Annotated in this window: 13 protein-coding genes and 1 riboswitch; of the genes, 6 read left to right on the top strand and 7 right to left on the bottom strand. The window is 65.1% G+C overall.

Annotated elements, in window-relative coordinates; translation table 11 throughout:
• Positions 1 to 2: 2 nt before the first annotated feature.
• The 3 genes from JWN03_RS31970 to JWN03_RS31980 form a co-directional block, all read right to left on the bottom strand.
• Positions 3 to 1769, bottom strand: coding sequence for an NRAMP family divalent metal transporter (locus JWN03_RS31970; protein ID WP_297622778.1), 1767 nt, complete (start codon positions 1767 to 1769; stop codon positions 3 to 5).
• Positions 1766 to 3103, bottom strand: coding sequence for a magnesium transporter MgtE N-terminal domain-containing protein (locus JWN03_RS31975; protein WP_297622780.1), 1338 nt, complete (start codon positions 3101 to 3103; stop codon positions 1766 to 1768). Before JWN03_RS31975 ends, JWN03_RS31970 begins: the two co-directional genes overlap by 4 nt.
• Positions 3104 to 3294: 191 nt before the next feature.
• Positions 3295 to 4038 carry a hypothetical protein gene (locus JWN03_RS31980; protein ID WP_297622782.1) on the bottom strand — a complete coding sequence of 248 codons (744 nt, stop codon included), beginning with the start codon at positions 4036 to 4038 and terminating at the stop codon, positions 3295 to 3297.
• 321 nt (positions 4039 to 4359) lie between these two features.
• Between JWN03_RS31980 and JWN03_RS31985 the strand changes: the two genes are divergently transcribed.
• Positions 4360 to 4542: a hypothetical protein gene (locus JWN03_RS31985; protein ID WP_297622784.1), complete on the top strand. Its 183-nt coding sequence runs from the start codon at positions 4360 to 4362 to the stop codon at positions 4540 to 4542.
• A 15-nt stretch (positions 4543 to 4557) separates the two neighbouring features.
• Here JWN03_RS31985 and JWN03_RS31990 read toward each other — a convergent pair whose 3' ends face one another.
• The 3 genes from JWN03_RS31990 to JWN03_RS32000 all read right to left on the bottom strand — a co-directional run bounded on the left by JWN03_RS31990 (position 4558) and on the right by JWN03_RS32000 (position 6558).
• A complete protein-coding gene (locus JWN03_RS31990; protein ID WP_297622786.1) occupies positions 4558 to 5232 on the bottom strand; it encodes an SHOCT domain-containing protein in 675 nt (224 codons plus the stop codon).
• A gap of 100 nt (positions 5233 to 5332) precedes the next feature.
• Entirely contained in the window at positions 5333 to 5647 is a 315-nt protein-coding gene (locus tag JWN03_RS31995; protein ID WP_297622788.1) for a DMT family transporter, read from the bottom strand.
• 18 nt (positions 5648 to 5665) lie between these two features.
• Positions 5666 to 5733: riboswitch (guanidine-III (ykkC-III) riboswitch) on the bottom strand.
• Between the two features lie 54 nt (positions 5734 to 5787).
• A complete protein-coding gene (locus JWN03_RS32000) occupies positions 5788 to 6558 on the bottom strand; it encodes an SDR family oxidoreductase (RefSeq protein ID WP_297622790.1) in 771 nt (256 codons plus the stop codon).
• Between the two features lie 107 nt (positions 6559 to 6665).
• Here JWN03_RS32000 and JWN03_RS32005 point away from each other — a divergent pair, with 107 nt between their 5' ends.
• Positions 6666 to 7484 carry an alpha/beta fold hydrolase gene (locus JWN03_RS32005; RefSeq protein WP_297622792.1) on the top strand — a complete coding sequence of 273 codons (819 nt, stop codon included), beginning with the start codon at positions 6666 to 6668 and terminating at the stop codon, positions 7482 to 7484.
• A gap of 9 nt (positions 7485 to 7493) precedes the next feature.
• Here the strand turns inward: JWN03_RS32005 and JWN03_RS32010 are convergent, their stop codons facing one another.
• Entirely contained in the window at positions 7494 to 8351 is an 858-nt protein-coding gene (locus tag JWN03_RS32010; protein WP_297622794.1) for a phytanoyl-CoA dioxygenase family protein, read from the bottom strand.
• A gap of 44 nt (positions 8352 to 8395) precedes the next feature.
• Here JWN03_RS32010 and JWN03_RS32015 point away from each other — a divergent pair, with 44 nt between their 5' ends.
• From JWN03_RS32015 to JWN03_RS32030, 4 genes are all read left to right on the top strand, one after another.
• The gene (locus JWN03_RS32015) at positions 8396 to 8980 is read left to right on the top strand and encodes a TetR/AcrR family transcriptional regulator (protein WP_297622796.1); all 585 of its coding nucleotides are present in this window, start codon (positions 8396 to 8398) and stop codon (positions 8978 to 8980) included.
• 125 nt (positions 8981 to 9105) lie between these two features.
• Complete coding sequence (locus JWN03_RS32020; RefSeq protein WP_297622798.1) at positions 9106 to 9369, top strand: GlsB/YeaQ/YmgE family stress response membrane protein; 264 nt, start codon at positions 9106 to 9108, stop codon at positions 9367 to 9369.
• 69 nt (positions 9370 to 9438) lie between these two features.
• Entirely contained in the window at positions 9439 to 10455 is a 1017-nt protein-coding gene (locus JWN03_RS32025) for an alpha/beta hydrolase (RefSeq protein ID WP_297622800.1), read from the top strand.
• A 1-nt stretch (position 10456) separates the two neighbouring features.
• Positions 10457 to 11362 carry an SDR family NAD(P)-dependent oxidoreductase gene (locus JWN03_RS32030; RefSeq protein WP_297622802.1) on the top strand — a complete coding sequence of 302 codons (906 nt, stop codon included), beginning with the start codon at positions 10457 to 10459 and terminating at the stop codon, positions 11360 to 11362.
• The last annotated feature ends 1 nt before the right edge of the window (position 11363 follow it).

Consider the following 11363-nt stretch of genomic DNA (forward strand, 5'->3'; position numbering starts at 1 on the left):
AGTTATCCTCGACCGAGCTGAACTGCCTTGACCAGCAACAGGACTGCCCCGACCACGAGATAGCCGCGCAGGGCAAGCATGCCGAGTTTCGTTCCGGCAGACCAGGTCACCGGTTCCAGCAATGCCAGCGGCGGCATCCGCCAGCTGTCCTTCTCGGTGGCGCTGACCAGCGGCACCACGGGTGCGGGTGGGAGCGGCGAACGGCGGCGCTGCCATTTCAGGGCACCCATGGAGACAACGGCGAGAATGACCATGGCGACCGCCAGGTACTCGGCGGTGGCGACCACATCGATGTCCGGGAACAGCGTGGTCAGCATGAGAATGCCTGAGAGCAGCAGCAATACGGCGACAATGAACACCGCGACGATATTGAGCCAGGTGCGGTTCACCCACGGCCCCAGCACCTGCGGATCATTGCAGAGCAACAGCAGGAAGACGCTCGCGCTGGGCAGCAGCAGCCCGGCCAGCGCCTGCACGGCGGTGGTGATCAGGCCGAGCGGTGCGCCGGGGATCAGCACGATGCCCGCGGCCAAGGCGACCATCACAATGTAGGAGACGTAGAACTGCTTGGCGTCCTTGAACCCTCGATGCAGCGAGTGCTTCATGCCGAACACATCACCGAAGGCGTAGCTGGTCGCCAGGGTGACCGCGGCCGCGCCGATTATGGACGCGTCCAGCAGCACGATCGCAAAGATCGATCCCAGTTTCCCGTCCACATTGCCCAGCAGATGCGCGATATTGCCCGCGTCGATGAATTTGCCGACGGAATCGGTTGCGCGAGCGGCATAGTCGGCGGTCATGAGCACCGCGGCCGCGCCGATCACCACGACGAAGGCGCCCAGCGTCGTATCGGCGCGCTCATAGCCGATGAAGCGCGGGGTGATGCGCTTGTCGACGATATTGGACTGCTGGAAGAACAACTGCCACGGCGCGACGGTGGTGCCCACAATGGCGATGACCAGCAGGACCGCATCCGAGGTGAACCCGCCCGAAACGCCCGGCACCACAAAATCGTGTGCGGCACGGCTCCAATCGGGATGCGACAGCAGCAGCATCGGAATCTGCAGCAGCGTAATGGCGATGAAGGCGAACATGGCCCGCTCCCAGCGGCGGAAGCTGCCACTGGCCATGATCACGATCAGCGCCGCCGCGGCGGTCGGCACCACAATGTATTTGGAGATGCCGATGTAGTCCGCGGCCAGCGAGACACCGATGAATTCGGTGACGATGGTCAGGAAGTTCAGGATGAACAGGTCGCCGACCGAGAACCAGCCCCAGCCGCGGCCGAAGCGCTCATTGATCAAGCGGGCGTGCCCGACTCCGGTGACCGCGCCGAGCCGAACCACCATCTCCTGGTTGACGATCAGCACCGGAATCAACAGCACCAGCACCCAGAGCAGGCTGTAGCCGTAGTTCTGGCCGGCCTGCGCATAGGTGGCGACACCACCCGCGTCATTGTCACCGACCATGACGATGAGGCCGGGGCCGACAATCGCCAGCATGGTCAGCATCCGGGTGCGCATATCGCGCGGACGGTCGCTGTCGGACAGTTTGATTCGCCCGAGTGCGCCCTCGATATCACCCAGGTGCGCCGTATCGAGTACGGCCGACTGCCGGCGCGGTGGCGCGGGCGCCGGAACTTCGAAAGGGGCAGGAGGTGGTGCGACAGCAGGCGTTTCGATCTGCTCCACAGCGGACGGCCGCCCGCCCGGTGGTGCTACCGCATTGTCTTCATTTGCGGCAGAAAGGCTTTCGTCATCACTGCTCATGATCGCGCGGGACCGCCGGTCCCGCTGCCGGCGTTCTCTGCCGTGAGCGGTCCCGATTCCCGGGCCGGGCGGGGCGCGGGCTCGCGGCGACGCCAGTCCTCGGGAATGGTCGCCTCGAGAATGTCGTCGACGGTCACCACACCCAGGACATGATCGTCCTGGTCGACGACCGGAATGGTGTAGAGGTTGTAGTCGGCCATGAGCAGCGCGACATCGGTGAGGTCGGCCTCCGGTGCGACGCGCACCGGGTCGGAATCCATGAGATCGGCGACCCGGCTGCCGGGCGCTGCCTGCAGCAGGGCGACGAGTGAGATCACGCCGACCAGTTGTCCGGACTCGGCGAGGATGTGCATCTTCAACAGCGCCTCCGGCTGCAGCGCGCCCGCCGCCGCAATGACCGAGACAGCCTGCGCCGCAGTCGCATCGGTCCCACAGGAGACGATGTCGACATTCATGAGACCACCGGCGCTGGCGGGGTTGAAACCCATCAGCGTAATGACCTTGGTCCGCTGTCCGGCAGGCATCAGGTCCAGGACGCGCCTGCGCCGGGACTGCCGCAGATCCATGACCGCATCGGCGGCATCGTCGGCACGCATGCGGCCGAGCAGTGCGGCGACATCGGCATCACTCTTATCGTTGAGCAGCCGGCTGGCCTTGTCCGGATCCAATTCCTCGAAGACATCGGCCTCCAATTCCGGATCGCCGTGCACCCGATCCAGAATCTCGCCCTGCTCCCGCTTATCGGCGTCCTCGAGCAGATCGGCGAGCTGGGCCGGTTTCAAACCGCGCACCCGCCCGCTGACCCGCACCGTCATGGACTGGCTGTGCCCGATGAGCGGTTCGAAGGCCTTCCAATCCCGCGAGGCATGGCCGGACGAGGTCTTGATCAGGCCGAAGAACCGGGCGGGACGGCGGGTATCGAGCCGTGCCAGCACCCAGCCGGAACCGGTGTCGTCGAGTTCCACATCGTAGGCGCGGACCAGTTCGGCGGCAGCCACATCGATGAGCCGGTGGCCGAGGATATCGGCCCGCAGCAATACTTCGCCCTCGCGGCGTTCGAAGCCGGTCAGGTTGACCTTATTGCGCGTCAAGGTGATTCGGTCCACTGTGAACTCGGCGATATTCTCGGCGGAGACGTACACCTGCCGCCCGCCCACCCCGACCACTACTCCGGATACCCGAGGATAGGTATCACCGCCGGGCAGCCGGACGATCAGATCCTCGACGCGGCCGATGGACTCTCCGGACTCGGAGATCACCGGCGACTTCAACAGCTGCGACAGATGAATCGTCGCCACCGCCGGTTCGGAGGGTGCGGGCGTGGACTCTGTCATGGGGCACTCCTGATCGATGGCCGGATACCGGCCGGTCGCGGGACACGATGCCCTACGACCAGCACTTCCAGTTGATCAATGCCTGAACATAACGCGGCCGGGACCGCAACGCCGCAAATCGAAGCCGGACAGCAACATGGCGGCGGCCGAATTCCGGCCACCGCCACGCACTATGGGTTACTCAGAGATGCTCACGCACCCGGAGCGGCGGCCGGAGCCGGCGGGGTGGCCAGATCGTTGAAGAACTGGAACAGGCCCACAGCCACGACGGGTCCACCGACAAAGATGGTGCCGGCCACAAGGCCGATCGCCGCCATGGCCGCGCCGGTGACCAGGCAGCCACCGATGAAGCCCGGGATGGTCAGGGTGCCGATGCTGATCGCCGTGGCGCCGAGGGCAACTGCGGCGCCGCCCGCGATGCAACCGATGCCCGCGCCGATCACGGTGCCGATGAGGCTACCGACTGCGACACCGACGGAGACCGTGCTCGACAGGTTGCTCAACGCCTGGTTGAAGTTGGGGTTCGCGGTGGCGTCGACCTGCGTCAGCAGCGGGGTGCCCGGGGCGACCGGCTGCGCGGCGGCTGGATCGGTGCTCGGGGTCAGCGTGGCGGTATTGCCGTCGATCTGCGCCGCGATCGGGAAGGACTTGCCGTCCCGCTGGTAGCTCATCGGCAGGGTGGCCACAGCCGCGCCGGTGCCGTCCACGACCTGGATCTGGTTGTCCTTGACCGCCAGCGAACCCGCATCGGTGGCGATGACGACCGAGTGGTCGACAATGTTCGCCTTGTAGTGGATACCGGGCGCGAGATCCGTGGTGACCGAGCTGTTGCTGGACGAATCCGGCTGCGCGGAAGCGGTGTTCGCGGTGACAGCGGTGATCGACAGTGCGGCGATCGCGATAGAGGCGGTCGCAGCGATATTGCGGAACTTCATCAAGTTTCTTTCTGCAGGCGTGACTGATCCGCTTGCCGATAAAAGCGAATCGGCAAGCTGCACAGGATGTTTGCTTTCCGGCAACCTCCGCCTCGCGAAATGTTTGCCGGCGCCAATCATGAGTGGAGGATTCTGAAGATGTCAATCCCCGATCAGCAATAGTGACGCGCGCCGCATTTGCGACTTCGACACCAAAGATGTTGGGTCGTAAAAGAAACGGAGCAGGCCGTCAAAGTTCCGTAAGGGAATTCGAACCGGCCGGTCAGAACTTCATAATAGGCAGTGGTCAACCAGCAAAGTCGCTCTTCTACCGAGGCCAAAATGGACGAAATCGAACGCCAGATTCAGCTCTCCGCATTCCAAGTCCAATGGTCCCCGCCGGACGCCGCATTCGTCGCGCGCTCCTCGCAGTATCCCGGAGTCATATGCGCAGACGAAGGGTCCTCACTCGCGGCGGTCGACGGCCTGATCGAGACGATCCGGCATCGCGTCATGGCCGGGTAGTGCGACCGGGCGGAGTCAGCTCCCGAGCAGACGGGCCTTTTCGGCGGCGAATTCGGCGTCGGTGAGGGAACCGTCCCGGTGCAACCGCGCGAGTTCGGTGAGTTGCTGGATACGCGCGGCATCGGCCCTGGTCGCCTGCGCGCTCCAATCCACCCGGGGCGCATCGTATTTCACGGTACGCGGGACGGCGCCCGGCACGTAGCCGATGGTGCCGCCACGCTGTCCGCGGTCGATGGCAATACGCTTCCGGTTGTGCGGTGCGGCGTAGATATCGACGGTCTGGCCCGCACGGAGTCCGTAAGCGGCTATCCGGCAGAAGGTTTCGTACGGCTGCTGCTTCGGCAAGCTCACCCGCACCCCGTACAGATAGACCGTGCGACCCATCCTGCCCATATCCGAGCCGCCGCCGATCATGGTGTTGGTCGCCTTGGCGGAGAGTATGACGCCGGTACCGCGAATGCCACGTTTGAACAGCCGCTTGTCACCGCCGCCCATACCCACCTGCACCAGGTACATCCCGTAAACGAAAGGGCCCCACCACAGCACCGCCACGACGAATACGGAAAGTCCCACCCGCACCGGGTGGGCCAGCCCCGAAATCCGGTTCACCGCCAGCAGCGCGGGCATGAACCCGACGCACATCACAATGAACCAGGCCCAGAAAACCACGGCCAATTTTCCTACGGTCATCGCACACCCACCTGACCACCGGGTCGCGACCATACGACCTGTCCAGACAGTGTGAGCCGATCGGTCGGTTCACGCAGTGGAATCCCGCGAACCTCGAGGGTCAGTGGGCCAGTTTCAGCCCGACCACGCCGCCGACAATCATCACCAGCAGCACCATCTTCAATGCCGAGGCGCTCTCGGCGCCCGTGGCCATGGCGTAAGTCACCGTCAGCACCGCGCCGATACCGACCCACACCGCATACGAGGTGCCGATGGGCAGCGTCCGCATCGCATAGGCCAGACCGCCCATCGACAGCACCAGCGCGCCGGCGAACAAGGCAGTGGGTGCGAGTTTGCTGAAACCTTCGGATTTACCGAGCGCTGTGGCCCACACCGCTTCGAGCACACCGGAAATCGCGAGAATCAACCAGGCCATGACAAGTATTCCTTTCAGGAAATACCGTCTTTTCGATGCCTGGGTACGGTTCCGATCGTCCAGTAAGCCGCAGATCGCGACCTGCCTTCGACCATACCCAACCGATCCGGACCCGGGTGGAGACTCTCCTCACCACCGCACTAGAGAGCGGTGCCGCCGCTGGCGTCGAGGGTCTGGCCGGTGATCCAGCGGGCGTCATCGCTGACCAGGAAGGCGACTATGTCGGCGATATCGGCGGGGCGGCCGACACGACCGAGCGCGACATTCGACGACGCCTCGCGCTGACCGTCCGGGTTGTCGATAAGCCAGGCATTCATATCGGTGAGGACATAGCCGGGAGCTACGGCATTGACGGTGATGCCGCGCGGGCCGAGAGCTTGGGCGAGCACGCGGGTGAAGGTGTCGATCGCGCCCTTGGTCATGGTGTACGCGAGGATGTCCGGAATCGCGATCCGGGTGACAGCCGAGGACAGATTGACCACCCGACCTCCATCCCGCAGCCGGTCCCGAACACCCTGCACCAGGAAGAACGGGGCACGGACATTGGTGGCGAAGAGGGTGTCGAATTCCGCGGGTGTCATGGCCTCGACACCCTTCATGACAGTCATGCCCGCATTGTTGATCAGGATGTCCAGACCGGCGGGCGCACCGAGGTCGAAGAAGCCTTCGTCCACGGCGTCCAGGAGCGCCGCAAAGTCAGCGGAGCTCAGATCGCCCTGCACCGAGAAGCCGCGACCACCCTCGGCCTCGATGCCCGCGACCACCTCTTTGGCAGCGGCCTCGTCCCGACCGAAATGCACTGCTACGAACACACCTTCACGAGCCAGCCGCTCGGCGATGGCACGGCCGATGCCCCGGCTCGCACCGGTGACCAGGGCTGTTTTCTTTCTCTGCGTTCCGGTTTCGCTCATGACAGCTATTCAACGGACGAGTACATCCGGTGTCCGGCGGGATTCGGGCATCGCGTTCGCGATACAGTCAGCGACCGCACCGCAGTCCACTGAAGGAAGACCGAAACTTGCCTATCGCCACTCTCAATGGAATCCGGCTCAGCTACGAAGTGACCGGTACCGGCCCGCTGGTCTTGCTGATCATGGGCACCGGGAGTCCCGGGCGCGTCTGGCGGACCTATCAGGTTCCGGCCTTGGTGAAGGCCGGTTTCCGGGTTGCCACCTTCGACAACCGCGGGATCGCCCCATCCGATGAGTCCGCTGCGGGCATTCGCATCGAAGACCTCGTGGCCGATACCGCCGCACTCATCGAACATCTCGGTGGCGGCCCCGCGCACCTCGTCGGCACCTCGATGGGCGCCCGGGTGGCGCAGGAACTCTCACTCGCACGTCCGGAGCTGGTCGGCAAGGCCGTTCTGCTGGCCACGACCGGCCGCCCACATCCGGTGTCGCAGATGCTCAATCGTGGCGAGCAGGCGCTGCAGGACCAGGGCATCAAAATGCCGCCGGAGTACGCGGCGGCAATCAAGGCCATATTGAATTTCTCCCCGCACACCCTGCACGACCCGAACCGCGCGCAGGAATGGCTCGACATTCTCGAATACGGTGCGAGCACCGCTCCGTCGCCGGGGGTCCGGGCGCAGCTGGCCATGGATCGCTCACGTGACCGGCTCGCCGAATACGCCCGAATCACGGTACCCACTTTGGTCGTCGGGTTCTCCGACGATCGCATGCTGCCACCGGCCTTCGGTCGTGAGGTCGCTGCGGCCATCCCTCGCGCCCGCTTCGTCGAGCTCGAAAAGTGCGGGCACTACGGCTATCTGGAGCGTCCCGAGGAAGTCAATCGGGCGATCATCGACTTCCTCACCGCCGCGCCGAAGGGCTGACGAATGCCCCTAAGCGTCTTCAGGATCGACATCCAGGAGGCGCTTGGGGTGCATGCCGTCGACCTGGCCGATGAACGGCGGGTGGATGCTGTAGCCGAGCATGCGGCGAATGTCCTCGCCCACGGTGCGGACGATGTCGTGCGGGGTGGAGAGGGTGAAGGCCTCCTGCGGGCGCAGCCAGGGCTCGCAGTACTGCGCGGTGACGGCCAGCCTCGCGGCCTCGGTGCGGTTCGCGCCGCCGCCGTGCCACAGCGTGCCGATGAAGAAGACGCAGGATCCGGCGCTCATGATGACGGGCTGCCGGTCGGCATCATTCGACGGCAGGGTCTCGCCCCACTCGTGGCTGCCGGGAACGATGTCGGTCGCGCCATTGTCGGCGGTGAAATCGTCTATGGCCCAAATGGTTGCGGCGCTCAGCGCGGCCCGGGGGCGCGGCAGCGGATAGAAGCCGTCATCGGTATGCAGCATCTGCGCCGATTCCCCGGGCAGGATATTGATGACCTGCAGCATGGACAGCAGATAGTTCGGCATGAGCAGCCGGTCCAGCAGCGCGAGCACCCGTGGATGGGAGGCGAGCCGATCGCAGCTGCGGGTCTTGTTCAGCACGCTGTAGATGCGCTGCGTGGCATGGCCTTCGAAATTATTGCGGCCCTTGCGATTCAGGAGCTCCGTCGTGCTGTCACGGATGTCCTGCAACTCCTGCGGTGTGAGCAGATTCGGCAGGATGACGTATCCGTCGCGCAGTACCGCGGCCAGATCGGCGTCCACCACCGCGGGATCGACTGTGCTGCCACTGCTTTCGGTTCGGCGATACCTTCCGGCGAGATCACCGGAAAGATCGGTTACGGATGAAACCTCAGCGCCCACGACGCACCTCCGAAACATAACTGAGTTCTGTTATGCTCCGGAGCATGGCACGCGCTCCCCTCGGACGTCAACAACTGCTCGACGCCGCGCGCGCGGAACTGGTGGCGGGCAATGGCACCGTCGATCTCAATGCGCTCAAGCGCCGCTCCGGGCTGAGCACCGGCGCGCTGTATCACCATTTCGGATCCAAAGCCGGTCTGCTGGTGGCGATCTACGAGGAATTCCACGCCGGCCTGGTGGCCGCCATCGCCGACGAGACAATCACCGACTCGATCGGCTGGGGCGCACGCGAACGCGCCCGCACCCGCAATTTTGTGGCCTACCACTTCGCCGACCCACTCTCGGAACTCCTCCTCGGACCGATCAGCACCGAACCCGAGGTCGCCGAATTGGAGGCCGCCGCACTCACCCGCATTATCGAATCGGCGGCCCGCAATATTCGCACCGGCCAGCAATCGGGCGAACTCGACCCCACCATCGACCCGGACCTCGCCGGCGCCTGCGTCATGGGCGCACTACGCCACGGCATCTACGAACAACTCCGCCGCCACCCCCGCCCTTCGATCGACGAGGCAACCGAAGGATTGTGGCGCTTCATTGCCGCCGCGGTAGGCGCCGACCACCGCTGACGCAGGTCATGGATTCTTCTCCGGTCCGGGCTTACCGCGAAATGGCCCTGCGGGTGCGCCGAATTCTTCGGTTTGTATGTGAAGCTGAAGCCATAGGTCAGCCGTTGATAGACAGGAGAAACACCATGCTCGGTCTCGGCATTATCGGGTGGATCATTATCGGCGGACTCGCAGGCTGGATCGCGAGCAAGATCATGAAAACCGACGCTCAGCAGGGCATCGTGCTCAATGTTGTGGTCGGTGTCGTCGGCGGCCTGGTCGGCGGCTTCCTGCTGAAGGTCCTCGGCGTCGACGTCCGCGACGCCGGTCTATGGTTCAGCTTCTTCACCTGCCTCGCCGGCGCGGTAGTGCTGTTGTTCCTCTACAACCGCGTGGGCGGCCGCCGCTAGCCACACAAATCTGCACCAGCTTCGAATGTGCCATTGACAACTGGCACATTCATCGGTGACTCTAGGTGCATGACAAGGTCAACGAGGACCTCGGTCCCCGGCGTTCCGGCGGTAGCTTCCGCCCGATCCCGGCTCGCGGCTACGGCCTGCGGGATCGGGCTGCGGCCGCTCAATAATGCGGTACCGCTGAACGCACCGGGAGTGTGGTTCGCACGCAAGCTCATCGCGACGATTATGGCCACGGCAGGTCCGCCGGTGCCGGGCACGACCGTCATTCCGGTCAGGTCCGGCCCGGTGCGCGGGGAATGGGTGTGTGCACCCGGTGTCGATTCCCGGATCGTCCACCGCCCCGCTCCGAATGCCACTCGCGCCATCTACTACATCCACGGCAGCGGATATGTGCTGTGCTCGGCACGCACACACCGCGGCCTGGCCTCACAACTGTCGAAGAAGACCGGGCTGCCGGTCTTCCTGACCGACTACCGGCTCGCTCCCGAGCATCGTTTTCCCGCCGCCGCCGATGACGTCGAGGCCGGATATCGCTGGCTGCTCGAGCAGGGCATCGCCGCGGAAGATCTGGTCATTGCCGGTGATTCGGCGGGCGGGCATCTGGCACTCGATCTGCTGATCGAGAACGAACGCACCTCCCGGCCGCAGCCCGCCGGGGTGGCGCTGTTCTCACCGCTGATCGATCTCACCTTCGGCCTGGCTGCCGAACAGGAACGGCGACACCGGGATCCGGTGATCTCCGCTCGTATCGCTGCCCGGCTTCCGCACGCATACACCCGCGACCTGCCGGCCGATTCCCCCCGCCTGCGCTTGCGGTTGCCGAAGGGGATCGCCCTGCCGCCGATGCTGGTCCAGGTGGGCGGGGCCGAAATGCTCAGCGCCGACGCCCGTCACCTGCGCGATATGGTCCGCGCCGCCGGCGGCCAGTGTCAGCTGGAGGTCTGGCCCGGCCAGGTGCACGTCTTCCAGGCGCTCCCCCTGCTCGTCCCGGAGGCCGAGCCGGCTCTGGTCCGAGTCGCCGAATTCCTCGCTGCCGCACTGAATTCCAGCAAGACCGCCACGGAAAGAGTGGGCTGACATGTTCGGACTGGAAAAACTCATCCCCCTCAGCGTCCGCCCTCGGCGCAGCTACGACGCCCGGGCGGTGGTGACCGGAGCGGGCAGTGGCATCGGCCGGGCCTTCGCGCTCGAAATCGCCGCTCGCGGTGGACAGGTCATCTGCGCCGATATCGACGAGGTGCGCGCCGCGGAAACCGCCGCGCTCATCGAGTCGAACCATCCGGGCGCCGCACACCCCTTCCGCTGCGATGTCGCCAAGCGCGATGACGTGGAAGTCCTTGCGCGCTTTGCCGAATCGGTCTACGGCGGCCCGATCACGCTGGTGATCAACAATGCCGGTGTCGGCATCGGCGGCAAGCATGTCGGCGAGATCGGCTTCAGCGATTGGGAGTGGGCGCTCGGCATCAACCTGTGGGGTGTGGTGCACGGCTGCGAGATCTTCGCACCGCAGCTGCGCGCCGCCCGCCGCGGCGGGATCATCAATGTGGCCTCGGCCGCCGGTTTCGCGGCCGCGCCTTCGATGGCGGTCTACAACACCTCCAAAGCGGCGGTCATGTCGCTGTCGGAAACCCTGGCCGCCGAAATGAGCGGCACCGGAGTCGCCGTCACGGTGCTGTGTCCCACCTTCGTCAAGACCAATGTGGCCCGGGACGGCCGTATTACGCAGCAGTCGGCGCGCCTGGCCGACACCCTCATGCGCCTGACCGGCTTCTCCCCCGAGCATGTCGCGCGCACCACTCTCGACGCCCACGACCGCGGCCAGCTGTATGTGCTGCCGCAATTGGACGCGCACGTCGTCTGGCGTCTCAAGCGCTATTTCCCCGCGCAGTACACCTATGCGCTGGGCCTCCTGGATCGGCTACTGCCGCAGGAGCATCCGACCACCATCGACCGGACCTCGGTCTCCGACAAGACGGGAGTCTGAC

Origin of the sequence: Nocardia sp., from assembly GCF_025465275.1 — a bacterium.
Lineage (GTDB): Bacteria > Actinomycetota > Actinomycetes > Mycobacteriales > Mycobacteriaceae > Nocardia.

What these genes read in the sequence shown, in the direction of transcription:
- JWN03_RS31970 (WP_297622778.1), bottom strand. Translation starts at nt 1,769, where the DNA reads ATGAGCAGTGATGACGAAAGCCTTTCTGCCGCAAATGAAGACAATGCG.
- JWN03_RS31975 (WP_297622780.1), bottom strand. Translation starts at nt 3,103, where the DNA reads ATGACAGAGTCCACGCCCGCACCCTCCGAACCGGCGGTGGCGACGATT.
- JWN03_RS31980 (WP_297622782.1), bottom strand. Translation starts at nt 4,038, where the DNA reads ATGAAGTTCCGCAATATCGCTGCGACCGCCTCTATCGCGATCGCCGCA.
- JWN03_RS31985 (WP_297622784.1), top strand. Translation starts at nt 4,360, where the DNA reads ATGGACGAAATCGAACGCCAGATTCAGCTCTCCGCATTCCAAGTCCAA.
- JWN03_RS31990 (WP_297622786.1), bottom strand. Translation starts at nt 5,232, where the DNA reads ATGACCGTAGGAAAATTGGCCGTGGTTTTCTGGGCCTGGTTCATTGTG.
- JWN03_RS31995 (WP_297622788.1), bottom strand. Translation starts at nt 5,647, where the DNA reads ATGGCCTGGTTGATTCTCGCGATTTCCGGTGTGCTCGAAGCGGTGTGG.
- JWN03_RS32000 (WP_297622790.1), bottom strand. Translation starts at nt 6,558, where the DNA reads ATGAGCGAAACCGGAACGCAGAGAAAGAAAACAGCCCTGGTCACCGGT.
- JWN03_RS32015 (WP_297622796.1), top strand. Translation starts at nt 8,396, where the DNA reads ATGGCACGCGCTCCCCTCGGACGTCAACAACTGCTCGACGCCGCGCGC.
- JWN03_RS32020 (WP_297622798.1), top strand. Translation starts at nt 9,106, where the DNA reads ATGCTCGGTCTCGGCATTATCGGGTGGATCATTATCGGCGGACTCGCA.
- JWN03_RS32025 (WP_297622800.1), top strand. Translation starts at nt 9,439, where the DNA reads ATGACAAGGTCAACGAGGACCTCGGTCCCCGGCGTTCCGGCGGTAGCT.
- JWN03_RS32030 (WP_297622802.1), top strand. Translation starts at nt 10,457, where the DNA reads ATGTTCGGACTGGAAAAACTCATCCCCCTCAGCGTCCGCCCTCGGCGC.